The organism is Comamonas sp. MYb69 (assembly GCF_037479315.1).
In the GTDB taxonomy this organism is placed as follows: domain Bacteria; phylum Pseudomonadota; class Gammaproteobacteria; order Burkholderiales; family Burkholderiaceae_C; genus Comamonas.
On sequence record NZ_JBBGZG010000006.1, the window covers coordinates 155,760 to 181,222 of the forward strand.

Genomic DNA, 25,463 nt, shown 5'->3' on the forward strand with positions numbered 1-25,463 from the left:
CGAGGCGACCACTCCGCCCAGCAGCCAGCAGGAAGTTTGGCAGAGTGGTCGATTGCACCGGTCTTGAAAACCGGCAACCCGAAAGGGTTCCAGGGTTCGAATCCCTGAGCTTCCGCCAGAACAGCAAAAGCACCCCACCGAGGGTGCTTTTTCGTTGGCGGCTTCTGCCACGCCCCGATCACCAGTTATGCGTATAGCTCGCCGTCAAGGTCGCACCGGCAGCCGGCAGGCGGCTGTCGTTCTTGCCGCTGCGCATCAGCTGGCTGTAGAGCGGCAGGTAGTAGCGGTTGAGCAGGTTCTGCACGCCGACGGTGACCTGGTTCTTGTTGTCGAACTGGTAGCGGCCCACCACATCGACGCTGTAGTAGCTTTTCACATCAGCCCGGGCGAACTGGGTCTTGCCATCGGCCAGGCGGTAGTCGCGTGCGCCAAACCAGTTGAACTGGCTGCGCAGGCTCCAGCGGCTGCTGGGGCTGTACTGCAGATAGCCAGTGATCTTGAGCGGCGGGATGCGGTAGCCCGTCATCGGCTGGTCACTGCTGGCGCCGGGCGGCGTCTCGCGCCCCTGCATCCAGGTGACGGTGCCGCCGGTGGACCAGTGGTCGGCATAGTGGTCGGCGGTCAGCTCCACGCCTCGGATGCGCTCGCGCGTGCGGGTCAGGTGCAGGCCATTGTTGAAAGATTGGACAGCGCCCAGGTCCGAGCGTGACTGGAACAGCGCCAGCGTGGCCATGGTGTTGCCGAAGGTGCCGCGCCAGCCGATTTCATAGTTGTCGGTTTTGACCGGCTCCAGCTCGGACGCATTGATGTCGAACTTGGCACCCGCATTGCGCAGCTGCAGGCCCACATCGGGCAGGTCAAAGCCCTGGCTGAACGAGGTGTAGAACTCGTGGTCCTTCCAGGGCTTGAAGGCCAGGCCCAGGTTGTAGAGCACCGCGTCGTACGCGACCTTGCCACCGGCCACGGTGGCCGGGTTGGGCAGGCGCGACTGCGACAGCGGCTGGAAATCTGCAAAGCTGGCCTGCGATTTCTCATAGCGCAAGCCGCCTTCGGCCGACCACCGGTCGTTGAACCTGTGCTGCAGCTGGCCAAAGGCGCCAGCGCTCTTGACGGTGACCCAGGGCATGTAGATGCGCTGCCCCGTGGGCTGGAACACCAGGCCGCCGCTCGCGTCATAGACGGCAGCATCAAAGGTATCCAGCGGCATATTGCTGCGCTCCTGGATATAGTCCGCACCCCAGACCAGCTTGGTGCGCTTGTCGTCGCCAATCGGTGTGGTGATGGTCAGGCGCCCGCCAAACACCTTGTTGTTTTGCATCACCTGGTCGACAAAGTTGCCCCGGTTGCTGTTGCTGCGCGCATCAAAGGGCACAAAGCGCACGAAATTGTCGCGGCCGTAGACCATCGCGCTCAGCAGGCTGCCGCCCAGGTCCTTGTGCTCGTAGCTGGCGCTCAGCAGGCTGTTCTCCACCTGGTTCTGCTCGGCCAGCTTCAGGCCCCGGATCGCGCGGGCCGCCACCGATCCTAATGGCGCCTGGTTGACGCTGGGGTCGTTGGCGTAGTCGGTCTTCTGGTGCGCGCGCAAGTGGCTGGCCGCCAGCTGGATGCGCTGGTTGCCATCAATGCGAAAGCCGATCTTGCCGCCCAGGCTGTAGGTGTTCGAGTCGAACAGATCGCCCTGGCTGGCGTCCGGCGCGATACGGTCGCCGTGGCCGTCAAAGGCTCCGCCGATGCGGCGGGCCGAAATATCGACCTCGTAATCGACCACATCACCGGCCCCCGACAGGTAGTGCTGCACCTGGCCGCCCAGGCCGTCGCCGCTCAGGCGCGAGAGCGCGCTGTCAAAACCCACCGTGGTACGCGCCACCGGCTTGCCACCCACCGGGCGCGTGGTGACCGAGATAACCCCCCCGGTCGCACCGCTGCCGTAGATCGCATTGCTGCCGCGCAACACCTCGACCCGCTCAATGCGGCTCATCTCCACATTGACCAGGTTGCGCGCCGTGTCGCGGTTGGTATTGAGCGGAATGCCATCGACCAGCACCAACACGTTGCGGCCGCGCAAGGTCATGCCGAAATCGCTCATGTTGCGGCTCGAATCGGACATGCCCGGCACGCTCTTGGCCAGCAAGCTGTTCAGATTGGCCGAGGTGGCGCGCAGGTCATCGAGCTCCTCACCCTCGATCACCGTGACCTGGCGGGTGGGCTGCATCAATGAGCTGTCGGAGCGCTGGTCGGTCACCACCACGGTGGGCAGCTGGTGGCTGGGCTCTGCAGGTGACGCAGGCGCCTCAGCAGACGTTGTAGCCGCTGCTGCAGGCGCGGCCTCCGCCACCGGTTGCTCGGCAGCCATTGGCTTGCGGATCTGCAGCGCGCCACCGTTCAAGGTCTGCAGCTGCAGCGCCGACCCCTCCAGCGCCTTGCGCACCGCCTGCTCTGCCGTCCAATGGCCCTGGATCGCGGCACTGCGCTGGCCTTGCAGCACAGCGGGGTCAGCGACGATGCTGCGCCCGGTCTGCTGGCCAATGCGGGTCAGGGTATCAGCCAGGCTGCCCGCCGGAATGTCGAGCTGCACGGCAGCGGCTGGGGGCGTATCGGCGGCCCGGCTTGTGGCAGGAGCCAGCGCAGAGCTCAGCAAGGCGGCCAAGGCCAGCACATGGAGGGGCGAGCGTTCAGCACAGCTGCGCACGATTGATGGGGCACCGGCATGGCGGCGCTGGAGGCGGGAAGTGGTCACGGCAGAAGTTCCTTTTCGTTGGGTACTGCTTAACCAGTGCGCCGAAACCGAAAAACCCCTCATCTATTTGCATAGGGTCGCGCGCATGTGGTCGCGCAACAGAGGGTGTTGTGCCCTCAGCGCCCACCTTGCGCGCCAATCGTGATCAACGGCCCCCAACGCTGGATCTGCAGCGGCAGCATCTGGCCCAGCGTGCCCAGCAGCTCCTCCACGTCCAGCCTGAAGATGCCAAACACCCGCAGATCCGCCACCGAAGGGGCCACGCGGATATAGCCAGAAAAATAGGCCTGCAGCGCCTGGGCCACATCGGCCAGCGGCCAGTCATCGACGGCGAGCATGCCTTGCTGCCATGCCGCGCGCTGCACCGCGTTGCCCGCAAGGGGCTGGAGCTGCCGGGCGCTGAAGCGCGCGCCTTGGCCTGCAGGCAGCAAGGTCTGCCCCGCCTCACGGGGCTGCAGCCTCAGGCTTTGCTCCAGCGCCACCATGTCCGTGCGCTCCGCATGCACCCGCGCCATCATGCGGCCGGCGCCGAAGAGCGCCACCCCATCGCGGGTGTGGATCTGCAATGGAGCGGCTCCGGCATAGCGGCGTGTGGCGATCAAGGCCCCGGCGCGCAGCTGCAGCGCGGGCCTGCCCGCGGCATCGCGCACATCCACCGCAGAGCGGGCATCGAGCAGCACGGTGGTGCCATCGGCCAGCCTGAACTCGCGCCGCTCGCCGGTGCCGGTGTGCCAATCGGCCATCAACTGGCCCAGCGGCGTCAGCCGGTCTGCGACCAGCGCGGTGGCCACACCGATACCGCCCAGCGCCAGCGCGCCGCGCAGCACGCGCCGGCGGCGGTTGTGGAACAGCGCCTGCATGGCGGCCTGGGCATGCAGGCCCTCGGTATGGGCCTGCAGGCTGCGCACCGCCGTCAGCGGCTCAGCCAGCGCCGAGCGCACGCGCGCCCAGGCCGCCTGGTGCTGCGCATCCTGCTGCAGCCAGAGCGCAAAAGCCTGGTGGTCGGCTGCGCTCATCGTTTCCGCCTCGTGGCGCACCAGCCAATCCACGGCGGCGCGCAACGTGGCGCAGGGCAGGGCTGCATCGCTCATGGCGCGCAGCTGAGGCACTGCAGCAGCGCGCGCCGCATATGGCGCTCGACGGTGGCCAGCGAGATGCCCATCTGCTCTGCAATCTGCGGGTAGCGCATGCCTTCCAGCCGCGACAGCAGAAACACCGTTTTGACCGGCAGCGGCAGCGCGGCCAGCGCCCGGTCGATCTGGCAGATGGCTTCGACCAGCATCGCATGCGTCTCGGGCGACAGCGCCACCGCCTCGGGCATATGGCGCAGCGTGTCCTGGTAGGCCGCCTCCAGATCCTGGCGCTGCCAGAGCTTGATGAGGATGCGTTTGGCCACCGTCGACAAAAAGGCGCGCGGGTGCCGGATATCCAGCAGTTCGCCTTCCGTAGAAGTGCCCTTTTCGGTCAACTGCAAAAAGGTCTCCGATGCCACATCTTCCGCCTCGCTGTGGCTGGATGCGCGCAGCATCAGGCGCCCACGCAGCCATGCATGGTGCTGGCGAAAAATGGTCTCCACCTCAGGGTGGAGCGGGTGCTGTGGCATGGGCGGGGCCGTTGAGGAAACACGAACAACCGCAAGATCATAATTGATAATGATTCTTTTTTCACAAAGGGCGGAGACCCTTGTGCAACGGTCTGCGGCGTACGCCCTGCACCGACCGGCGCCCCCCGCGCCACCCCACTCCCGGCACCCGCTGGCTTGATGCGCATCAAGCATTGCACTGCATCAACTGCATCGCCCGCATTCATAAAGATTGTCAAACAATCTCCAGCCTGAAGATGTTTGACATTGCCGCATTCCTGCCGCTTGTTCATCCTACTACCATGCATAACAGGATTGAATAAACTTATTTACAAAGGAATGCAATGAAAGGCTTCAGAATAGCGATGGCCCATTATGTGGGCCTGGGATGTGCGGTGGCAGCACTTCTGCACCCCCTGGTGGTCCAGGCCCAAACTGCGCCTGTTATTTCATGCAGCACGGACCCGGCCATCTTCAATACCGGCATTGACGGCAGCAATGGCTACAGCATCACCAGCCCCAAACTAGCCCTGGGCAGCGTCGATGCGCATTGGACCATTGCCTCGGCCTTGGGCGATATCACCACACCGGCAGCCGCTGCCGCGTTGACCTATGCCCCAGGCCCGGTAGACCGGCCAGGCGCTGGCAATGGCGCCTGGGTGCAGTCGCCCTTTGGCAATGCCCAATGGATCGGCGTGCAATATGGCAGGGACTACTACGTCTACCAATACCAATTCACGCTGGACCCGTCCGTTGACCCCGACAGTTTCAATCTGAGCCTGAGCCTGTATGTGGATAACCAGGTCAAGCGCATCCTGGTCAACGATGCGGTATTTGATTACACCAACGGCGGCGCCATTGCCGGCGTGGGTGGCTTTGGGGCCGGCGGCAATGTCCCGGTGCTGCTCAACCAGGGTTTCAAGACCGGTGCCAACACGATCTATGTCGTCGTCGGCAACCAGGGCGACCCCTCGGGCCTGCTGGTGCAGTCCAGCGGCACAGCCTCGTGCTCGCCGCCGCTGTCCGTGGCCAAGCAAGCGGTCAACAGCGATGGCAGCGCCTACACCGGCCTGGCCAGCGCCAACGCCGCCGTGTTCTATGACATCACGGTCACCAATGCCAGCACGCGCGACGCCAGCGGCACGCGCCTGCGCGATACCCTGCCCGATGGCCTGCAAACGGCCGGCAGCACCTGGGTCTGCAGCCGCCCCGCCGGCAGCGCAGCGGCCTGCCCCACGCCAGCCACGGGTAGCTTTCCGCTCGACGCCCTGCTGCCCACCCTGCCCGCTGGCAGCGCCCTGGTGTTCCGCGTCAATACGCGCTTCAGCAGCCCGCTGCCCTCAGGTGCCACCGTCATCACCAACACGGCCACCATCGAGCCGCCTGCCACCAGCACGCTCAGCTGCGCTGCCCGAGATGGCTTTCCCACGCCTTGCAGCGCCTCGGCATCGGTGGCCACCAGCCCGCTGCTCAGCGTGACCAAGACGGTGGACGCGACCGGCCCGCTCTATGCCGGGCAAACCGCCACCTATACCGTCACCGTCAAGAATGAAGGCGCGGCCGAACTGACCGGCGTGGCCCTGTCGGACACGCTTCCCGCCGGCTTTGCCTCGGCCACCTGGAGCTGCCAGTCGCCCGTTGGCAGTCTCGCAGTCTGCCCGCAAGCCAGTGGCAGCCTCGCCGCAGGCGGGGTGCTGAGCCAGACCATCGCCAGCATGCGCGCCAGTGCCAGCCTGGTCTACACCGTGGTCGCCACGGTGGACAGCATCGCCACCCGCATGGACCAGGTCAGCAACACCGCGAGCGTGACAGCCAGCAATGCCGAATGGCTGTGCTACAACCCGGCCACTGCGCAGACCCAGGACAAGCCCTGCAATGCCTCGGTGGCGGTCGATCTGTGGCCTAACCCCTTGCTGCAACTGAGCAAGACGGCGCAGGCCAGCGCAGCGGTCTATGCCGGCCAGACGATGAACTACACCATCACCGCCCTCAACGCCGGCCAGGTGCCCGTCACCCAGGCCCATATCACCGACCCCTTGCCTGCCGGCCTGGAAAACGCCAGCTGGACCTGCAGCAACAGCGGCGCTGCACCCTGCGTGCCCGCCAGCGGCAGCGGCGCGGTGGATGTGACCGTCGCCTCGCTGGCCGCCGGTGACAGTGTGGTGATCCAACTGAGCACCACCGTCAGCGCGCAGCCCCCCGCCAGCCTGGTCAACACGGCATCGTTGGCGGTGAGCGAAGCCAATGCGCAATGCACGGGCAGCACCGCGCAGCCCTGCATGGCCACGGCCACTGTCGCGACCAGCACCCCGCCCGTTCCGCCTCCGGTGCCCAGCAGCGCGACACCCGTCCCCAGCCTGCAGCAATGGAGCCTGGTACTGCTGACGCTGTTGACCGCAGGCATCGGCGCCTGGCGCATGCGCCTGCGCGGCCAGCGCATTGGCTAAGCATTTGATCGCTTGATCCAGACCCCGGGGCGCAGGCGCAGCGCCCCGGGGTCTAACCTTTGCGCCAGCAGATGGCCAGCGTTCTGCCATCCCCTCCCCTGCCTGCTATCGGTAGCCGCAACATCCTTGGCCGTCATATCAGAAATGAGATTCATTTCTATTTTTTGATAAGATCGCGCCTTCGCTGCCAACCAGCCCCTGTCCCGCGTCGCTGCCGGGCGCATTTTGGGGCCCCTTTTGCAGCCCCATGGCCAAGGTGTCCTCTCGTGCTCGCGAGCTATTACGCAGAACTGCTGAACTTCTTCTCCCGCTCGCTCAATGACCGGCAAGCGGCGGCCGATGTCGTGCAGGAGAGCTATGCCCGTGTTTTGGCACTGCAGGCGCGCGAAGTCGCAGTCAGGGACCTGCGGGCGCTGCTGTTTCGCACCGGCAAGAACATCGTCATCGACGACGCCCGCCGCCGCCAGGCCGATGCCCAGCTGCTGCAGACCCTGGCCCTGGTTACCGCTGATGAAGCCCCATCGACCGAGCGCGTCATCGCCAGCCGCCAGCAGCTGGAGCGCTTGGTACGCCGCCTCTCGGCCATGCCGCGCAAGCGCCGCGAGGTGTTTGTGCTGGTGCGCATCTATGGCTTTAGCCATGCCGAAGCGGCCGCGCACATGGACATCAGCATCGCCTCGGTGGAAAAGCATGTAGTGCGCGCCGTTTGCGACTGCATGGGGCTGGAGGCCTGATGGCAGCGGCCGGCACTGGGGCAGACAGCCCGCGCAAACGCCTGGAATATGCCGTGCTGCTGATCGCCCGGCAGCACGCGGGGGACGCAGCCAGCGCCAAGGCTGCGACACAGACTTTGGCCCGCTGGCGTGCGCAGTCGCCCGACAACGAGGCGGCCGCCCAGCAGGCGCTGCAGGGCTGGCAGGCGACCGAGGCGCAGGCGCTGCAGGCGGATTTTGCACTGCCCACCAGCCAGGCCGAGCGCAGCCGCCAACAGCGCCGCCGCAGCTTGTCACTGCTGGGCACGGCGGGGCTGGCCAGCCTGCTGGGCCTGGGCGGGCGCTGGTACTGGCAGCAGCCGCTGGCACGCATGGCGCTGCACACCGGCCATGGCCAGATGCTGGCCCAGAACCTGCCCGATGGCTCACACCTGGATCTGGCGCCCTCTACGTCCGTAGAGGCCGTGCTGTACCGCGACCGCCGCGTGCTGCAGCTGGCGCGGGGCGAGATACGCCTGGATGTGGTCCACGATGCCCAGCGCCCCTTGGAGGTGCAAACACCGCTGGGCCGCGTGCGGGTCCTGGGCACCGTGTTCTCGGTGGCGCTGCGCGCATCGGGCCTGCAGGTGAGTGTGGCCCAGGGCCGCGTTGCGGTATGGGGCCTGCACAGCGATGCCGCCCAGGCTGCCGATGTGGTGCTGGCCGCCGGTGAGGCCGCGCGCCTGGATGCGCAAGGCGGGCTGCATACCGGCAGCGTCAACCGCCAGGATGTGGGCGCCTGGCGCGACGGCTGGCTGGTGTTTGACCACACGCCACTGCCCGAGGTACTCAGCCGCTGGAACGACTACCTGGAGCGCCCGCTGCAGCTCGATCCAGCGGGAGCCCTGCAGTCCCTGCACCTGACGGGCAGCTTCCAATTGCGCGACCCGGCCACCTTTGTCGCCAGCCTGCCGCGCTCGCTGCCGGTGCGTGTGGAGCGCTTGCCCGACGGCAGCAGCCTGGTTCGCCGGCGCTAAATCCTGGCCCCTGCGCGCCCGGAACAACGGCGTCGATCCGCTGCCCCCAAGCCCAGCAAAAATTTTTGTCCGGTATATCGCCGCTGCGACGTCTTCACAGGGACAACACCCTAGAGAGCATTCGCATGTACCGAGATCTGCCACCTTCTTGCAGCCCGTCCCGCCGCCGCGCAGCGCCAGCCACGGCCAAGCGCCGCCAGCCTGTCATCGCCTGGGCCTGCAGCCTCGCCTGTGCCGGCACGCTGGCACTGCTGTCCCTGCCCGGCCCGGTGCATGCGCAGCCGGCAGCCGCCCAGACGGCCATGGCGACCACCCAGAGCCTGAACCTGCCGGCACAACCGCTGGGCCAGGCCCTCAACGCATTGGCGCGCGCCTGGGGCGTGGCCATCTCGGTGGATGCCGCCCTGGTGCAAGGGCGCCAGGCACCGGCGCTGCAAGGCAGCCTCAGCCTGCAGGCGGCGCTGAGCCAGGTGCTGGCTGGCAGCGATCTGGAGGCCATGGCCAGCGGCGCAGCCATCAGCGTACAGCGGCGCACTACGGCCAGCCAGACCTTGCCGGAAGTGCTGGTCACCGCCCAGGCCGAGCGCACCGAGGCCACCGAAGGCAGCGGCTCTTACACCAGCGGGCGCGTGTCGCTGGGCAAGGGCCAGGATGTGCGCGAGACACCGCAGTCCATCACCGTGATGACCCACCAGCTGATCGAGGACCAGGCGCTCAGCACCGTGGGCGAGGTGATGCAGCAGGCGACCGGTGTGACGGTGGACTACGCCGGTGCAGGTGGTCTGGGCGGTCAGGCCACGCGCTTTCTCTCGCGTGGCTTTGAGATTGGCAATGTGCAGATCGATGGCGCCAGCGTCGATGCCTTCAGCCAGCAGCTGTTTGACCCCAACCTGGCGATGTACGACAGCGTGCAGATCGTGCGCGGCGCCAACGGCCTGTTCAGCGGCAATGGCGAGCCCGGTGGCGCCATCAACCTGGTGCGCAAGCGCCCCACGGCGCAGCGCCAGATCCAGGCCTCGGCCAGCCTGGGCAGCTGGAGCCGCAAACAGCTGGAGCTGGATGTGGCCGGCCCCTTGAACAGCGATGGCAGCGTGCGCGGCCGTGCGGTGCTGGCCCACACCGACAAGGATTTCTTCTACCGCAGTGCCGACTCCAAGAACAGCCTGCTCTACGGCATTGTCGAAGCCGATCTCAGCCGCGACACCAAGCTCAGCTTGGGTGCCAGCTACGACAAGCTCAGTGCCACGCCCTGGCGCGAAGGCATTCCGCGCGCCCCCAATGGCGACGATCTGCACCTGCCGCGCAACACCGCGCTGATGGCCGGTTGGAGCCACTACGACAAAAGCGCCAAGGAGCTGTTTGCCCAGCTCGACCAGCAACTGGCCGGCGGCTGGAAGGCCAAGGCCCAGCTCAACTACCAGAAGGTGGACAGCGACAGCCGCCTGGCCAGTCTGAGTGGCGCCGTGGACCCCGCCACCGGCCTGGGCGCGAGCTGGACCGGCTTCTCCAACGACTTCCGCTCGGACAAGAAAAGCCTCGACCTGAATATCAGCGGACCCTTCTCGCTGCTGGGCCGCAGCCACCAGCTGCTGCTGGGCGCCGACTGGGCCAAGATCCGCGATGACCAGGACACCTACTACTCCGAGATGGAGACGAACGAGTCGCTCACCAATGTCTATGGCTTTGATCCCGACAAGATTCCGCATGCGGTCAGCGAGCGCAAGACCCGCAGCTACCCCGGCTATGGCGCCACGCAAAAAGGCCTGTATGGCCGCGTCAACCTGAGCCTGAGCGACAAGCTCACCGCCATCGTGGGCGGGCGCTATGCCAGCTACTCCAACGTCACGCCCTACTTCAACTACAACGCCGATGGCTCACTGCGCTCCAGCGGCAAAAGCTACTACCAGGAGAGCGGCATCCTCACGCCCTATGCCGGCCTGGTCTATGACCTGGACAACCGCTGGACGGCGTATGGCAGCGTCTCCGAGATCCACAAATCCCAGGCCAGCAGCCTGCAAGGCCCGCTGCCCGGCACGCCGCTCGATCCCATCAAGGGGCGCAATGTCGAGCTGGGCGTCAAAGGCGAGCTGGCCGGCGGCAAGCTCAACACCGCCTTTGCGCTCTACCGCATCGAGCGCACCGGCGAGGCCGCACGCGACCCGCGCTACCCCGACACCGATGTGGGCGACCTGGGCCTGAGCTGCTGCTACATCGCCCAGGGCAAGATCGTGAGCCAAGGGGTGGACATGGAGATCTCGGGCCAGCTGGCGCGCGGCTGGCAGCTGTTTGCCGGCTATACCTACAACCACAACCGCAACAAGAGCGATGCCGCGCAGCTGGTCTACAGCACCATCACCCCCAAGCACCTGCTCAAGCTCTGGAGCAGCTACCAGCTGCCCGGCGACCTCTCGCCCTGGACGGTGGGCAGCGGCGTGACCGTGCAAAGCACCACCTATGCCAGCGGCACCGCCTACCCCTACAACCCGGCCACCGGCAAGTTCGATGGCGAGGGCGTCCCCTACAAGTTCACCCAGGCGGGCTACGCGGTCTGGAACGCCAGCCTGCAGTACCGCATCGACCGCCACTGGTCGGCCACGCTCAACCTGAACAACCTGTTTGACAAGACCTACTACAAGACCGTGGGCAGCTCGGGCAGTGGCAACTGGTATGGCGAGCCCCGCAGCGTCAAGCTGAGCTTGCGCGGCAGCTTCTAAATGCCCCGTACCGTCCCCGGTGCGGCGCGCCAGCCAGGTTGGCGCCAGACCATGTCCTGGCTGCACACCTGGGGCGGCCTGGTCTGCGGCTGGCTGCTCTGCGCCATCTTTGTGACCGGCACCCTGAGCGTGTTCCGCGAGCCCATCACGCGCTGGATGCAGGCGGCGCCTGCCAGCGGGCCACCCGGCGCCGCGCTGGGCTTGCAGGACCGGCTGCAGGCCTTGCACCGGGCTGAGGACTATCTGCAGCAGAGGGCAGCGCAAGCCAGCCAGTGGCAGATCGATCTGCCCGCCCGCGCGGGCGAGGCCGTGCAGCTGTCTGCGCGCGGCCCGGACGGCGTGCTGCAGGCGGCGCTGAACCCGGCCACTGGCCTGCCCCAGGCGCTGCCGCCCATCCGCCAGACCGAGGGCGGCCGGCACTTCATGTCCTTCCACTACTCGCTGCAAGGCGGCCTGGCGGGCTTTTGGGTGGTGGGTGTGGTGTCGATGGGCATGATGGCGGCGCTGGTCTCGGGCCTCATCGTGCACCGGCGCATCTTTCAGGATTTTTTCTGCTTTCGCCCCGGCAAGGGCCAACGATCCTGGCTGGATGCGCACAACGCCTCGGCCGTGCTCACCCTGCCCTTTTTGTTCATGATCGTCTACACCGGGCTGGCCTACTTCTACACCAGCTACATGCCCCATGCGCTGCAGGCGCTCTATGGCGAAGACCGCCAGGCCTACAGCCGCTACCAGGCCGATCTGAACGCGGGCACAGAGGCAGCCCGGCCCGGTCTGCCGCCAGCCGGCCCGCAGTTGGCCCAGCAGCTGCAACTGGCGCAGTCGCTGCTGCGCCAGCCGGTGGCATCCATCGCGCTGCAGCGCCCGCCGCAGGGCCCGGCCAGCCACCGCTTTACGGCGCAGCAGCCCGACAGCGCCTATTCCAGGCGCATGCACAACGTCGCCGAGCAGGTCCGCATCGCCGCCGACACCGGTGAGGTACTGCAGGCACCGCCCCGGTCCGAGCCAGCCGCCAGCGCGCGCGATGTGCACCCGGTCATCGAGTCGCTGCACATGGCCCGCTTTGGTGGCTGGACCATGAAATGGCTGTACTTTGTCTGCGGGCTGGCCGGCACGGCCATGGTGGCCACCGGCCTGCTGCTGTTTGCCAGCAAGCGCCGAACGCGCAGCGACCATGGCTGGGGCCGGGCCACGCCAGCCATCTACCGCTGCATCGATGCGCTGAACATCGCAGCGCTGGCCGGCACCTCGCTGGCCTCCATCGGCTACCTCTACGGCAACCGCCTGCTGCCACTGGCCATGGAGGCCCGGGCCAGTGCCGAGATACGGCTGTTCTTTGTGCTGTGGGCCCTCAGCCTCTTGCATGCGCTGCTGCGTCCCGTGCGCCGGGCCTGGCAGGAGCAGCTCTGCGCCCTGGCTTTGCTGTGCCTGGCCCTGCCGCTGCTCAACGCCGCCACCACCGGCCAGCATTTGCTGCTCTACCTGGCCCAGGGCGATGGCGTGCGCGCCGGGGTGGAGCTGACCAGCATCGCGCTGGGCTTGCTCGCCGCCTGGGCCGCCTGGCGCCACCGACTCTCGACACCAACCTCTACCCCAACCCGCGCCGCCCAGCCCGGGCGCCGCCATGGAGCGCGCGCATGAACGCCCTTGCCAAAGCAGCAACTGCCGCGCACCCCTGGCGCCATGCCATGCTGGTGGGCTTGCGCGTCTGCCTGGCAGCCGTGGCCGGCTACCTGCTCACCGGGCTGGGCTGCGCGGTGATGGCGCAGGCACTGGTGCTGGCGGGCCTCTTCTCACCGGCGCATGCGGTGCTGCTCAGCACGCTGCTGGGTTTTGTGCTGTACACAGCGCTGCTGCTCTGGGCCTTCCATGTGCAGCAGCTGGCCCGGCTGGCGTTGCAGTTTGCCGCTGCCGCACTGCTACTGGCCAGCCTGCGCGCACTGCTGGAGTGCTGGTTATGAACGCCCTCACCCCCACCACTACCGCCGCCTTGCCGCTGGCGCTGTGCCTGCCCGCGATGCTACTGCTGAGCCAGGCCATGGACCGCCACTGCGAGCAGATCCTGCGCCGGGGCGAACCTGGGCGCCGCCTGCGCTGGGGCTTGCGCCTGGGTGCGGCCCTGCTGCTGGTGCTGGCACTGCGGTGCTGCATGCATACCTGGGGCCCCGCGGTGGGCGCCGTTGCCTGGCTGGGCTGGCTCAGCGTCGCGGCATGGTTGCAGGTACTCATCCTGACCTACGCCCCGCGCCGGGGCACGGCACTGGCGCTGTCAGCCAGCACCATGGTCCTGTCACACACAGCCGTGTCTGCAGCAGGCCTGGCCGCATGATGCCTGCCCCGCTGTCAACCCGAAGTGGCTGCCCTGGCCACCGCCAAAACTTTACGCAGCTTGACACAAACTGCCACAGTCCGACAAACCGGCTCCATAGTCCCATGCCAGGATGCGCAGATGAATGATGACCACGCACCCCGCAAGGCAGCGCCCGCCCTGCCCGCTGCCCACTGGTTCAAGCGCAGCCGCCAAGTGCGCATACGGCCCACGCCCGCGCGGCTGCGGGTGCTGGAGGCCATCGTCCAGCTGGGCCGCTCCAAGGTCAAGTGCGCAGACATCTCCCTGCACCTGGAGCAAAGCGGGGCTCCGCTGCCTGCAGCGACGATCTACTGCGTTGCCAAGGAAATGGCCCAGGCTGGCCTGCTGATGCGCGACCGCGAAGATGGCGGCTTGACGGTGTACAGCCTGGCGGCTGGCGTCTAAGTACACGCTGCAAAAACTCCCTGCCGGGGTCTGAACGCGGACGCAGGCGATCCGCCGCGAATGCTGCCCTGCAGCAAGGGCTAATCACGCCAAGGCTAGAATGATAATAACTATCATTCACATCTCTTTCCGTGGTGGACCCCTCTCGCGACCAAGCCCTGCATACGCTCTACACCTCGCACCATTCCTGGCTGCTGGGCATGCTGAACCGCCGCATGCGCAACCGCAGCGATGCGCAGGACATCACCTCAGAGACTTTCCTGCAGGTGGTGGACTCCAGCCTGGATCCGCGCAGCTTCCAGGAGCCACGGGCCTTTCTCACGACGATTGCCAAGCGCATCCTGTTCCACTTCCAGCGCCGCCAGCTGCTGGAGCGCCAGTACCTGGAGAGCATGGCCGCGCTGCCCATGCCCTGCGTGCCGTCGGTGGAGGACCAGGCGCTGGTGATCGAGGCCATTGCCGAGATCGACCGCATCCTGCACGGCCTGCCTCTGCCGGTGCGTACCGCCTTTGTCTACAGCCAGCTCAACGACATGCCACATGAAGAGATCGCAGCGCGGCTGCAGGTGTCCGTGCGCACCGTCTCGCGCTACCTGACCCAGGCATTGCAGCACTGCATGCGGGCCCAGCTGCGCTGATGGCCTCGCAACCCCCATTGGATGCGGCCACCCAGCAGGCGATTGACTGGATGGTCCGCCTCAGCTCCGGCCGCGTGCAGCCAGCCGAGCGCCAAGCCTTTGAACGCTGGCAGGCCGCAGACCCCGCCCATGCCCAGGCCTGGCAACGCCTGCAAAGCACCGTGGGCCGGCCGGTGGGCGCACTGCGCGCCGTCGATAGCCGCCAACCCGGCCAGGCCCAGCAGGCGCGGCAGCTCTTGCTCCAGCCCCGGCGCCGCACCGCCCTCAAGGGCCTGGCCGTGGTGGCCAGCGCCGGCGTGGGCCTGCTGCTGCTCGACCGATGGCAACCGCTGGGCGCCGTGCTGGCGGATTACAGCACCGGCACCGGCCAGCGTGCCCGCTTTGCGCTGCCCGATGGCAGCACCCTGGTCCTCAATGCCCGCAGCCGCGTCAACCTGGCATTTGACGAAGGCCTGCGGCGCCTGCGCCTGCTCGAAGGCGATATCGTCGTGCAGGTCGCACCCGATGTGCAGCGACCTCTGGTGGTCTCCACCGCGCAGGCCGATATCCGCGCGCTGGGCACGCAGTTCGCCGTCGAGCAGCTGGCCGAGCGCACCCAGGTGCGCGTGCTGGAAAGCCGGGTCGAGCTGCGCAGCCTCAGCGGCGAAAGCGCCGTGCTGGGCAGTGGCGAGGCAGCCCAGGTCGATGCGGCAGGGCTGCAGCGCCTGGCCGCCGACCAGATGCCCAGCACCGAGTGGCAGCGCGGCTGGCTGGTGGTGCAGCAGCGCCCCTTGCACGAGGTCATTGCCCAGCTGCAGCGCTACCGCCATGGCCTGCTGCGCGTCTCGCCCGAGGCAGCGCAGATCCAGGTGCAGGGCGTCTTCCCGCTGGACGACATTGAGCGCGCGCTGACCGGTCTGGCCGAGACCTTGCCGATCCGGGTGCAGCGTTTTGGCAGCTGGCTCACCCGCATTGATGTGCGCTAGAAAATAATTTTCAAAAACACTGTCCGGTTTCGCGTGCTCGATACACAAGCCTTCCAGATGCACCACAAAAGCACAGGGAAGTTCCATATGTTTCGCAGCACAGCTCTCTTTCGCCGCTCGGTTCTAGCGGCCTCGCTGGCACTGGCCGGCGCCTCGGCCAGCCAGGCACAAACCTTGCCTTCGGCCGCTACCCGCAGCACACCCGCCGCCATGCAGTCGGCGCTGGGGATCGACATCGCCATCGGGCCGCTGGCCCAGACCTTGAACCGCATTGCCAGCCAGGCGGGGCTGGTCGCTTCGATGGACCCGGCCCTGCTCGCAGGCCGCCAGGCCCCGGCTATCAGCGCCCGGCTGACGGTGGAGCAGGCCTTGGCGCAAGCGCTGCGCGGCAGCGGCCTGGCACTGGCCATCACCGCCAGCGGTGCGATCAGTGTGCAACCGGCCGCCGCATCCCCAGCGGCCCCGGCCGATGCCGCAGCCGGGGCCGCTGCCACCATCTCGCTGCCCACCACGGTGGTGCGCGACAGCTATGCCGGCGCCACCACCGAGCACAGCCAGTCCTACACCACGCGGGCGGTCAGCATTGGCAAGGGCGAGCATGCGCTGCGCGAGATTCCGCAGTCCATCTCGGTGCTGACGCGCCAGCAGATCGAAGACCAGAATGCCACCACCTTGGCCGACTCCATGCGCTATGTCACCGGCATGCGCACCAAGCCCACGGGCACCGGCATCGTCAACATCGAGGCCCGGGGCTTTTTGATGGGCAACTACCTGATCGATGGCCTGCCGGCCAAGGGCGGCCAGGGCATCTGGGGCAACACCTTGATGGATGTGGGCCTGTACGACCGGGTGGAGATATGGCGCGGCCCCACCGGCCTGCTCGAAGGCGCGGGCGAGCCCTCGGGCACCATCAACCTGGTGCGCAAGCGCGCGCATGCGGATTTTCTGGTGCAATCGGCCACCGTGCTGGGCTCCTGGGGCCAGCGCCGCCAAGAGCTGGATGTGACTGGCGCGCTCAATGCCTCGGGCACGCTGCGTGGGCGCCTGGTGGGCATCTATGACGACCGCGACAGCTTTGTCGACGAGGTCTATCTGCGCCGCAACACAGTCTATGGCACCTTGGAGTACGACTTCAGCCCCAGCACCACCTTGTCCATTGGAGCGACCGAGCAGCGCGGCAGCTCGCTGTCCTTTGCCGGCCTGCCGCTGCTGGCCGACGGCCGCAACCCGGACCTGGATCGCTCAACCTTTCTGGGCTCCATCCATGGCAAGAAGGACGACTACGCAACGCGCTACTTTGCCGAGCTGGAGCACCAGCTGGACGGTGGCGGCAAGTTCAAGCTGAGCGCCAACCAGTTTCTGCGCGGTACCGAGTTTGACCGCTACTGGTCCAACAGCTACCTGAACCCGGTCAGCCGCGAGGTGACCATCCTGTCCACCCACCAGAAGTCGCGCGAGCGCGACCGGGGCATCGACGCCTACCTGTCGCTGCCGATGGATTGGAATGGCCTGGAGCAGACCCTGGTCATCGGCGCCAACTACCAGACCTACCAGGGCGGCCAGGTGCAAGGCAGCCCCAGCAGCTTTCAGCAAAATGCCGACCACCCCGACCATGACCTGCTGATGCCGCCGCAGCGCATTGGCACCCTGCCCAAGACCCGGGTGACCAACCATGGCGTCTATGCCCATGCCCGCATCAAGCCCGTGCAGCCGCTGACCGTGCTGGTGGGCGGCCGCCTGGCCTGGTGGGAGACGCAAGACCCCGAGCAACCGGCCAATGACCAGTCCATCCGCGCCAAGTTCGTGCCCAGCCTGGGCCTGGTCTATGACCTGAACACGCAGCTGTCCGTCTACGCCAGCGCCAACCAGGTGTTTGCGCCGCAGACCGATACGGTGGTGAGCGGCGCCTTCCTGCCTGCCCGCACTGGCAACCAGCTGGAGATGGGCATCAAAGGCGAGTTCATGGACAAGCGCCTCAACGCGCACTTGGCGGTGTTCCGCATCCAGGATGAAAACCGCGCGGTGACCGACCCGCTCAACGAAGGCTATTCGCTGCCCTCCGGTGTGGTGCGCAGCCAGGGCTTTGAGGCCGAGGTATCGGGCAAGCTGAGCCCACAGTGGGACATGACGGCCGGCTATGCCTACACCGACACGCGCCATGTCAGCGGCAGTGTGGATACCGAAGGCCAGCCGTTCAACAGCTCCTTCCCGCGCCACAACTTCTCGCTGTGGACCAAGTACCGCTTTGCCGCCGAGCCACTGCGCCGTCTGTGGATCGGCGGCGGCATGCAGGCCTACAGCAGCAATGCCACAACCTATGGCAACACCACCTGGCGCCAGGGCGGCTATGCCGTCTATGCGCTGCAGGCCGGCTATGAGATCAACCGCCACCTGCAGGCCACGCTGACGGTGAACAACATGTTTGACCGGACTTATTTCGACCGCCTTGCCGGTGGCCGCTACCGCCAGACCTACTACGGCGATCCACGCAATATCACCGTCGCACTGCGCGCCGCGTTCTGATGGCGCGCCCCTCCACCCCGGCGCTGCCTGAAGCGCCGCCGGGCGCAGCGTCTGCCGCCATGCCTGGCTCTGCACAGGCCCTGGCGCAAGGCTATGCCCAGCTCATGCGCAAGCGCCTTTGCCTGCTGCTGGCGATGGCCATCGGCCTGCTGCTCAGTGTGGCGGCCGATCTGTCGGTGGGCTCCACCGATCTGGACTGGGCCACCCTGGCCACCGCAGTCTTTCTGCCCAGCCAGGTGCCATTGGAGACGTCGCTGATCGTACAGGACCTGCGCCTGCCCTATGCCCTGATGGCGGTGCTGGTGGGCGTGGCGCTGTCGCTGGCCGGCGCCGAGATGCAGACCATCCTGAACAACCCGCTGGCCAGCCCCTTTACCCTGGGGGTATCGTCTGCCGCTGCGCTGGGCGCCGCGCTGGCCTTGGTGCTGGGCCTGGGCATTCCGGGCCTGCCGGAAGAGGCCATGGTGCCGGTCAACACCTTTGTGTTTGCCTTTGCCTCGGTGCTGCTGCTGCAGGCCACCGCCCGGGCCCGGCCCGGCTCGCGCCAGATTCTGGTGCTGTTCGGCATTGCGCTGGTGTTCAGCTGCAACGCGCTGGTGGCGCTGCTGCAGTATGTGGCCTCGCCCGATGCGCTGCAGCAGCTGGTGTTCTGGAGCATGGGCAGCCTGGCGCGCGCCAACGGGACCAAGCTGCAGCTGCTGGCCCTGGTCATTGCCTGCGTGCTGCCTTTTTCGCTGCGCGCGGCCTGGCAGCTCAATGTGCTGCGCCTGGGCGAAGAGCGCACCTTGAGCTTTGGCATCGATCTGAACCGCCTGCGCCTGGCATCGCTGCTGCGCGTGAGCCTGCTGGCCGCCACGGCCGTGGCCTTTACCGGCACCATCGGCTTTGTCGGCCTGGTGGGGCCGCATATTGCGCGCATGCTGGTGGGCGAGGACCACCGCATCTTTCTGCCCGCCAGTGCGCTGATGGGTGGGCTCATCATGTCGCTGGCCTCCATCGCCAGCAAGACCCTGGTGCCCGGTACCTTGCTGCCGGTGGGCATCGTCACCGCGCTGGTCGGTGTTCCGCTGTTTGTGTGGCTGATCTTCCGCAGCGGAGCACGCGCATGAACCCGCCCTCCCCCTTGCAGGTAACCGGCCTGAGCGTGGGCTACCGCCAGCGCCAGGTCATCGACCAGCTGCAACTGCCGCCGCTGCAGCCCGGCCAGGTGACCGCGCTGGTGGGCCCCAATGGCGCGGGCAAGTCCAGCCTGCTCAAGGCACTGGCGGGCCTGGTGCCCGCCCGTGGCAGCCTGCAGCTGGGCAGCACCGCCTTGCATGCGCTGCGGCCCGCGCAGCGCGCGCAGTATGTCGGCTATATGCCGCAGTTCGCCGCGGAAGGCGTGGCGCTGACGGTGCTGGAGAGCCTGCTGGCCGCCTTGCGCAGCCAACGCAGCCAGCACAGCCCCAGCGATGCACCGGCCAGCGCCACGCCCATCGAACGGGTGCATGCCTTGCTGCAGCAGCTAGGCATTGCCCACCTGGCGCTGCTGCCGCTCGACAGCCTCTCGGGCGGCCAGCGCCAGCTGGTGAGCCTGGCGCAATCGGTGATCCGCGAGCCGGCCATCCTGCTGCTGGACGAGCCCACCAGTGCGCTGGACCTGCGCCACCAGGCGCTCGTCATGGGCACGGCGCGCATGCTCGCCCAGCAAGGCCGCATTGTCATCGCCGTGCTGCATGATTTGAACCTGGCTGCACGCTGGGCCGATGCGCTCATCGTGCTGCGGCGCGGCAGCCTCTACACCAGCGGCAGCCCGGCGCAGACCTTGACACCGGCGATGCTCGCCGAGGTCTATGGCGTGCAGGCCCGGGTGCAAAGCTGTGCGCAAGGCTGGCTGCAGATCGTGGTGGATGGCACCACCGCAGGAGACCCGCCATGAAGGGCCTGCAGCAGCTACTCACCGTCCTTGCGCTTTTGCTGGCCACCAGCACCGGCGTGCTGGCAGCCTACCCGCTGCAGGTGCGCGATGTCGCCGGCCGCCTGGTCCGCATCGCCGCGCCGCCCCAGCGCATCTATGTGCAAAACGGCAATACGATGACCGCGCTGGCGCTGCTCGAGCGCGAGGACCCGTTTGCCCGCCTTGCCGGCTGGAACAACTCGCTGGGCGACTCCGACCCCAGCCTGTGGCGGCTGATGCAGCAGCGCTGGCCCCATGCTGCGCAGCTGCCGCTGCTGCCGTTTGACAGCGCAGGCCATGTCGACCTGGAAGCACTGCTGCGCCTGCGCCCCGACCTGGTGCTGCTGAGCCTAGAGAGCCGCCCGGCGGTGGAGGGCGGACGCATTGCCGCGCTGCTGGCGGCGCTGAACATTCCGATCCTCTATGTGGACAGCTCACGCAACCCGGTGGCACACCTGCCCGCCATGCTGCAGATGCTGGGCCAGGTGCTGGGCCGCGAGGCCGAGGCCCAGGCCTATCTGGAGTTCTACCAGGCGCGCCTGAACGCCATCCAGCAGGTGGCAGCTACCGCGCCACGCCCGCCGCGCGTATTTGTCGAGATCCGGGCCGGTCGGCTGGGGCTGGCGCAGTGCTGCTTCTCGCAGGGCAATACCGCCTGGGGTTATCTCATTGAGGCGGTGGGTGGGCGCAATATCGCCAAGCAATTGCTGCCCGGTATGACGGGCGATATCGCGCTGGAGACCTTGATCGGCCTGCAGCCCGATGTCTACCTGATGACCGGCACCCAGCGCCAGCGTAAGGGTGCGCGCACCATACCCTTTGGCTACGACATCTCCGTCAGCGAGGCGGAGCAGGCCATGGCCCGGCTGATGCAGCGCAAGGGCCTGGCGCTGGCCACTGCAGGGGCCGGTGGCTGTGTGCAGGCGCTCTACCACCAGTTCTACGACAGCGCCTTCCATATCGCCGCGCTGGAGCACCTGGCCAAGATGCTCTACCCCGAGCGCCTGGCAGCGCTGGACCCGGACCAGACCTACCGCGAGTTGCTGCAGCGCTTCACCACCCTGCCCGATGCGGAATTTGTATTCCACATCAGCCGCAACCATGCCGGCGAGCCTTGCTAGCTCAAAGCGCCGTGCCCAGCCGCCAGCCCGGCGCCATCTTCTGGATCGATGAGACCAGCAGCTCGATCAGCGCCAGGGTCGCCGCTGAGGGCTGGCGGTTGGGTGCACGCACGATGTAGAGCGCATCGCCCACGCCTTTGACGCCAAAGCCCCCCAGCACCTGCACCAGGCTGCCTTGGGCGATGGCATCCCGCACCGCGTAATACGGCAGCAGCACCACGCCCAGGTCGGCCATCGCGGCATTGAACAGGAACTGGTAGTCGCCCGATTGGATCGACGGCGTGCTCTGCACCTGTTCATGCAGGCCATCGCTGTGCCGCCAAAACTCCAGCCGGTGGTGGATGTTGAGGGGCGCCAGCAGCCGGGCGTGCTTGATGTCCTGCGGGGTTTGCAGCGCCAGGCCCAGGGCCCGCAGATAGGCCGGGGTGGCAAACAGGCCCCACTCAATGCCGCAGACGCGGGTGGCCACATGGTCTTCCAGCGGCGCCGAGGTGATGTGGATTGCCAGGTCCACCTTGGAGGCCACCAGGTCATGGATCTGGTCGTTGATGACGAGGCGCAGCAGCAGATCGGGGTGTGCCTGGCAAAAATCCAGGATCAGCGGCTTGAGGTGGAAATGCCCCAGCCCGGTGGGGATGCGCACGCGGATCTCGCCACTGATGGTCTGGTGGATCTGGTCGATCTGCAGCTGGGCGCTTTGCAGCGCATTGAGGGCCTGCAGGCACTGGCCATGCAGGATGCGGCCGGCCTGGGTCAGCTCCATATGCCGCGTGGTGCGGCGCAGCAGCTGCGCGCCAAACTGCCGCTCCAGCAGCGCCAGCCGGCGCGACACGTTCGAGCGCGTGACGCCCGAGCGCTGGGCCGCATCGCTCAGGTTGCGCGACTCGGCAATCGCCACAAACAAACGCACCAGGTTCAGGTCCATGGCCGGCTTCCCTTTTGATTGTTGATTCTGAATCACCACTGATGGCTGTGCTTTGGCAGTTCCCAAAGCGGCCTCCTGTTTCTACCATGGGTCTCACAACAAACGCCCGGCATCCTGTCGCATAGCCCGGGCAAAGCATGGAGACAAATACGTGACGCCAGAGTCAACACTGGGGTTTACCCCGCTCGCCGGTTTCAAGGTCCTGGATTTGAGCCAGGGCGTGGCCGGCCCCTACTGCGCCCAACTGCTCGCCCACCAGGGGGCCGAGGTCATCAAGATCGAGCCCGCCCAGGGCGACTGGGGCCGCCATGTAGGGGTGGCCCGCCATGGCCACAGCACCTTGTCCAGCACCTACAACGCCGGCAAGCAAAGCCTGGCGGTCGATGCCAAGCACCCCGAGGGCAAGGCGCTGATCCTGCAGCTGGCGCGTGATGCCGATGTGGTGGTGCAGAACTTTCGCCCGCAAGTGGTCGAACGCCTGGGCCTGGACTTTGCCGCGCTCCAGGCGCTGGGGCTGGAGCCCGTCTATGTATCCATCAGCGGCTATGGCCCGGACGGCCCCTTTGCCGACAATCCCGCCACCGATTCGGTGATGCAGGCCGACACCGGGCTGATGAACAGCAACCGCGATGCGCAGGGCGCGCCGCAGCGCATCGGATTTTTGCTGGCCGACATTGCCACCGGCGTCTACGCCGCGCAGGCCTGCACGGCGGCGCTGCTGCAGCGCATGAAGACCGGCAAGGGCCAGCATGTGGAGCTGAACCTGTTCAATGTCTGCTGCGCGCTGCAGTCAACCGCGCTGTCGGAAGAGGTGCTGGGCGGCCAGACCGTCAAGGCGGCCGTCAGCGCGCCCAATGGCATCTTTGATGCGGCCGATGGCCGTTTGACGATTCTGGCGCTGAACAACGAGCAGTTTCTGCGCATTGGCAAGGCGCTGGACCTGGCCGGCTGGGACAGCGACCCGCGCTTTGCCAGCAATGCGCTGCGGCTGCAGCACAAGGCGGTGCTGCATGCCGACCTGGCCCGCGCTGTGGCAGATCGATCGCTGGCCGAGCTGCGCGCGCTGTTCAACCAGCACAGCGTGCTGCATGCCGTAGTGCACACCGCCGCCGATGTGGTGCAGCACCCCCAGGCGCAGCACCTGGCCACCTTCAAGACCGTGCAGCAGCCCGATTTTGGCGAAGTGCTGATGGCCGCCACCCCCTGGCCGGCCAAGCCCGATGCACCATTGCCCGCACCGCGCATTGGTGCGCACAGCCAGCAGATTCTGCGCAGCCTGGGCCTGGCGCCCGATGAGATCGACGCGCTGGCGGACCGCCAGGTCGTAGGCCTGTGAAAGGAGCCGCGCCCATGAAAGCCATTGTCTGCCGCAGCTTCGGCCAGCCCCGCGATGTGATTGCCGTCCAAACCACCGAGCCCCCGACTGCCCTGGCCGATGACGAGGTGCTGATCGACGTGCGCCATGCCACCGTCAGCCATGCCACCGGCCTTTTGATTGAAGGCAAGTACCAAAAGACCCCGCCGCTGCCCTTTGTGCCCGGCACCGAAGGTGTGGGCCAGGTGCTGCAATGCGGCAGCGCTGTGAGCCATGTAAAGGTAGGCGACCAGGTCGTGTTTATCTGCGACTGGGGCGCCTATTCGCAGCAGGCCAAGGTGCATGCCAGCACCGTGTATGCGGTGCCGGCGGGGCTCGATCCACTGCGCGCACTGGCGCTGCCGATCTCCTACGGCACGGCCTACACCGCCTTGCACTGGCGCGCTGCGCTGCAGGCGGGCGACAGCCTGCTGGTGCTGGGCGCGGGCTCGGGCGTGGGCGCGGCCGCCGTGGAGCTGGCGGCCCAGGTGCCCGGTGTGCAGGTGATTGCCTGCGCCAGCAGCGAAGACAAGCGCCAGGCCGCCTTGCGCCATGGCGCGCAGCATGCGGTCGATCCGCAGCACCTGATCGAGCAGGTCAAAGCGGTGACGGGGGGCAAAGGCGCAACCCTGGTGTTTGACCCGGTGGGCGGTGACCTGCTGCTGCAGGCGCTGCGCTGCACGGCCCAGAACGGGCGCATCGTCATCATCGGCTTTGCCAGCGGCACGATCCCCAAGGTGCCGATGAATATCGCACTGGTCAAGAACCTGACGATCCACGGCTTTTTCTATGGCCAGTACATCGGCTGGACGCCCGCCAACGAGCGCCAGCGCCATGCCGCTGCCATGCAGGCCATGATGGCCGCACTGCTGGAGATGGCCCAGCGCGACGCCATCCATCCCGACATCTCGCGGGTCTATGCCATGGGCGAGCTGTGCGAGGCGCTGGACGCGCTGCACAGCCGCGAGGTGCTGGGCAAGGTCGCCCTACAAATACAAGGAGACAAGACATGACACAACGCCACTCAGCGCAGCGCCGCCAGGCCCTGCAATCGCTGCTGCAGACCGGCTTAGGGCTGGCCCTGTTGGGCAGCGGCTTGCCCGCCGCCCATGCGGCATCGGCGGCCGATTACCCGGCCTCCACCATCAAGCTGGTGATCCCCTACCCGCCCGGCGGGCCCACCGACCTGGTCGGGCGCCTCGTCGCCATCTCGATGGGCGAGAGCCTCAAGCAGACCATCTTCATCGACAACAAGCCCGGCGCCAGCGGCATGGTGGGCGCGGCCCAGGTCGCCAAGGCCCAGCCCGATGGCTACACCTTGCTGGCCAATGCCTCGCTGCAGGTGATCAACCCCTCGGTCTACGACAAGGTGCCGTATGACTCGTTCAACGACTTTGCGCCGATCACGCAGATCGTCGATGTGCCGCTGGTGCTGGTGGTCAACAGCGAGCTGCCGGTGTCGAACGTGCAGGAGCTGGTGGCCTACCTGAAAAAGAGCAAGGCCAGCATCAATTTTGGCTCGGCCGGCAATGCCTCGTCGCAGCACCTGTCGGGCGAGCTGTTCAAGCTCAAGACCGGCATCGCGATGCAGCATGTGCCCTACAAGGGCAGCTCACCGGCGCTCACCGATTTGATGGGCGGCCAGATCCAGCTGATGTTCGACTCCATGCCCTCGGCCATGCCCTTTATCACCTCGGGCAAGCTCAAGGCGCTGGCCGTCACCACCGCCAAGCGCTCGAGCTCGCTGCCGCAGATCCCGACCATGCAGGAATCGGGCATTGCCGACTACGCCACCAGCACCTGGTATGGCCTCTGGGCCCCGAAGAACACGCCGCCCGAGATCGTGGGCAAACTGGCCCAAGCGGCGCAGCAGGCCTTGCGCAAGCCCGAGGTGGCCGCGCAGTACCAGCGCATGGGCGCCGAGCCAGTCGGATCAAGCCCGCAGGAGTTTTTGGCCTATATGCGCAGCGAGGAAAAGAAATGGGCCGAGATTGTGAAACGCTCGGGTGCAAGGGCCGATTGAGCCAAGGCGCCCGG

General features: G+C 66.9%; 21 protein-coding genes and 1 tRNA gene. 18 read left to right on the forward strand and 4 right to left on the reverse strand.

The genetic code is table 11. The features are described from left to right. The first annotated feature begins 30 nt into the window (after positions 1-30). A tRNA-Ser gene (locus WH303_RS10535) sits at positions 31-118 on the forward strand. Positions 119-178: 60 nt separating this feature from the next. On the opposite strand, the gene WH303_RS10540 is transcribed toward WH303_RS10535, so the two are convergent. From WH303_RS10540 to WH303_RS10550, 3 genes are all read right to left on the reverse strand, one after another. Then, positions 179-2,737 carry a TonB-dependent receptor gene (locus WH303_RS10540; protein WP_339518350.1) on the reverse strand — a complete coding sequence of 853 codons (2,559 nt, stop codon included), beginning with the start codon at positions 2,735-2,737 and terminating at the stop codon, positions 179-181. 116 nt (positions 2,738-2,853) lie between these two features. Further along, complete coding sequence (locus WH303_RS10545; protein WP_339518351.1) at positions 2,854-3,828, reverse strand: FecR domain-containing protein; 975 nt, start codon at positions 3,826-3,828, stop codon at positions 2,854-2,856. Continuing rightward, entirely contained in the window at positions 3,825-4,340 is a 516-nt protein-coding gene (locus tag WH303_RS10550; protein ID WP_021028732.1) for a sigma-70 family RNA polymerase sigma factor, read from the reverse strand. Before WH303_RS10550 ends, WH303_RS10545 begins: the two co-directional genes overlap by 4 nt. Positions 4,341-4,663: 323 nt before the next feature. On the opposite strand from WH303_RS10550, the gene WH303_RS10555 reads away from it, so the two are divergent. From WH303_RS10555 to WH303_RS10620, 14 genes are all read left to right on the forward strand, one after another. Beyond that, positions 4,664-6,766: an IPTL-CTERM sorting domain-containing protein gene (locus tag WH303_RS10555; RefSeq protein WP_339518352.1), complete on the forward strand. Its 2,103-nt coding sequence runs from the start codon at positions 4,664-4,666 to the stop codon at positions 6,764-6,766. A 266-nt stretch (positions 6,767-7,032) separates the two neighbouring features. Next, the gene (locus WH303_RS10560; protein WP_312990171.1) at positions 7,033-7,500 is read left to right on the forward strand and encodes a sigma-70 family RNA polymerase sigma factor; all 468 of its coding nucleotides are present in this window, start codon (positions 7,033-7,035) and stop codon (positions 7,498-7,500) included. After that, entirely contained in the window at positions 7,500-8,495 is a 996-nt protein-coding gene (locus WH303_RS10565) for a FecR family protein (protein WP_339518353.1), read from the forward strand. Before WH303_RS10560 ends, WH303_RS10565 begins: the two co-directional genes overlap by 1 nt. A 125-nt stretch (positions 8,496-8,620) precedes the next feature. After that, entirely contained in the window at positions 8,621-11,209 is a 2,589-nt protein-coding gene (locus WH303_RS10570; protein ID WP_339518354.1) for a TonB-dependent siderophore receptor, read from the forward strand. Beyond that, on the forward strand, positions 11,210-12,850 hold the full coding sequence (locus WH303_RS10575; RefSeq protein ID WP_339518355.1) for a PepSY-associated TM helix domain-containing protein: 1,641 nt from the start codon (positions 11,210-11,212) through the stop codon (positions 12,848-12,850). Further along, a complete protein-coding gene (locus WH303_RS10580; protein ID WP_339518357.1) occupies positions 12,847-13,170 on the forward strand; it encodes a hypothetical protein in 324 nt (107 codons plus the stop codon). Before WH303_RS10575 ends, WH303_RS10580 begins: the two co-directional genes overlap by 4 nt. Further along, positions 13,167-13,538, forward strand: coding sequence for a DUF3325 domain-containing protein (locus WH303_RS10585; RefSeq protein WP_021027621.1), 372 nt, complete (start codon positions 13,167-13,169; stop codon positions 13,536-13,538). The genes WH303_RS10580 and WH303_RS10585 overlap by 4 nt, the downstream gene beginning before the upstream one ends. 120 nt (positions 13,539-13,658) lie before the next feature. Further along, on the forward strand, positions 13,659-13,964 hold the full coding sequence (locus tag WH303_RS10590) for a transcriptional repressor (RefSeq protein ID WP_339518358.1): 306 nt from the start codon (positions 13,659-13,661) through the stop codon (positions 13,962-13,964). Positions 13,965-14,098: 134 nt separating this feature from the next. Continuing rightward, positions 14,099-14,602 carry a sigma-70 family RNA polymerase sigma factor gene (locus WH303_RS10595; protein WP_339518359.1) on the forward strand — a complete coding sequence of 168 codons (504 nt, stop codon included), beginning with the start codon at positions 14,099-14,101 and terminating at the stop codon, positions 14,600-14,602. After that, entirely contained in the window at positions 14,602-15,567 is a 966-nt protein-coding gene (locus tag WH303_RS10600) for a FecR family protein (RefSeq protein WP_339518361.1), read from the forward strand. Before WH303_RS10595 ends, WH303_RS10600 begins: the two co-directional genes overlap by 1 nt. Before the next feature lie 87 nt (positions 15,568-15,654). After that, on the forward strand, positions 15,655-18,090 hold the full coding sequence (locus WH303_RS10605) for a TonB-dependent siderophore receptor (RefSeq protein WP_339518362.1): 2,436 nt from the start codon (positions 15,655-15,657) through the stop codon (positions 18,088-18,090). Between the two features lie 59 nt (positions 18,091-18,149). Beyond that, positions 18,150-19,199 carry a FecCD family ABC transporter permease gene (locus WH303_RS10610; protein WP_339518363.1) on the forward strand — a complete coding sequence of 350 codons (1,050 nt, stop codon included), beginning with the start codon at positions 18,150-18,152 and terminating at the stop codon, positions 19,197-19,199. Next, positions 19,196-20,008, forward strand: coding sequence for an ABC transporter ATP-binding protein (locus tag WH303_RS10615; protein WP_339518365.1), 813 nt, complete (start codon positions 19,196-19,198; stop codon positions 20,006-20,008). Before WH303_RS10610 ends, WH303_RS10615 begins: the two co-directional genes overlap by 4 nt. Then, positions 20,005-21,147 carry an ABC transporter substrate-binding protein gene (locus tag WH303_RS10620; protein WP_339518367.1) on the forward strand — a complete coding sequence of 381 codons (1,143 nt, stop codon included), beginning with the start codon at positions 20,005-20,007 and terminating at the stop codon, positions 21,145-21,147. The genes WH303_RS10615 and WH303_RS10620 overlap by 4 nt, the downstream gene beginning before the upstream one ends. Before the next feature lies 1 nt (position 21,148). Here the strand turns inward: WH303_RS10620 and WH303_RS10625 are convergent, their stop codons facing one another. Beyond that, entirely contained in the window at positions 21,149-22,072 is a 924-nt protein-coding gene (locus WH303_RS10625; RefSeq protein WP_021025196.1) for a LysR family transcriptional regulator, read from the reverse strand. A gap of 151 nt (positions 22,073-22,223) precedes the next feature. Here WH303_RS10625 and WH303_RS10630 point away from each other — a divergent pair, with 151 nt between their 5' ends. Genes WH303_RS10630 through WH303_RS10640 form a run of 3 tightly spaced genes read left to right on the forward strand, consistent with a single transcriptional unit; the run spans position 22,224 to position 25,449 of the window. Continuing rightward, positions 22,224-23,408 carry a CaiB/BaiF CoA transferase family protein gene (locus WH303_RS10630; protein ID WP_339518369.1) on the forward strand — a complete coding sequence of 395 codons (1,185 nt, stop codon included), beginning with the start codon at positions 22,224-22,226 and terminating at the stop codon, positions 23,406-23,408. 14 nt (positions 23,409-23,422) lie between these two features. Beyond that, positions 23,423-24,439 carry an NADPH:quinone oxidoreductase family protein gene (locus WH303_RS10635; protein ID WP_339518370.1) on the forward strand — a complete coding sequence of 339 codons (1,017 nt, stop codon included), beginning with the start codon at positions 23,423-23,425 and terminating at the stop codon, positions 24,437-24,439. Beyond that, entirely contained in the window at positions 24,436-25,449 is a 1,014-nt protein-coding gene (locus WH303_RS10640; RefSeq protein ID WP_339518372.1) for a Bug family tripartite tricarboxylate transporter substrate binding protein, read from the forward strand. Before WH303_RS10635 ends, WH303_RS10640 begins: the two co-directional genes overlap by 4 nt. Positions 25,450-25,463 lie beyond the last annotated feature (14 nt).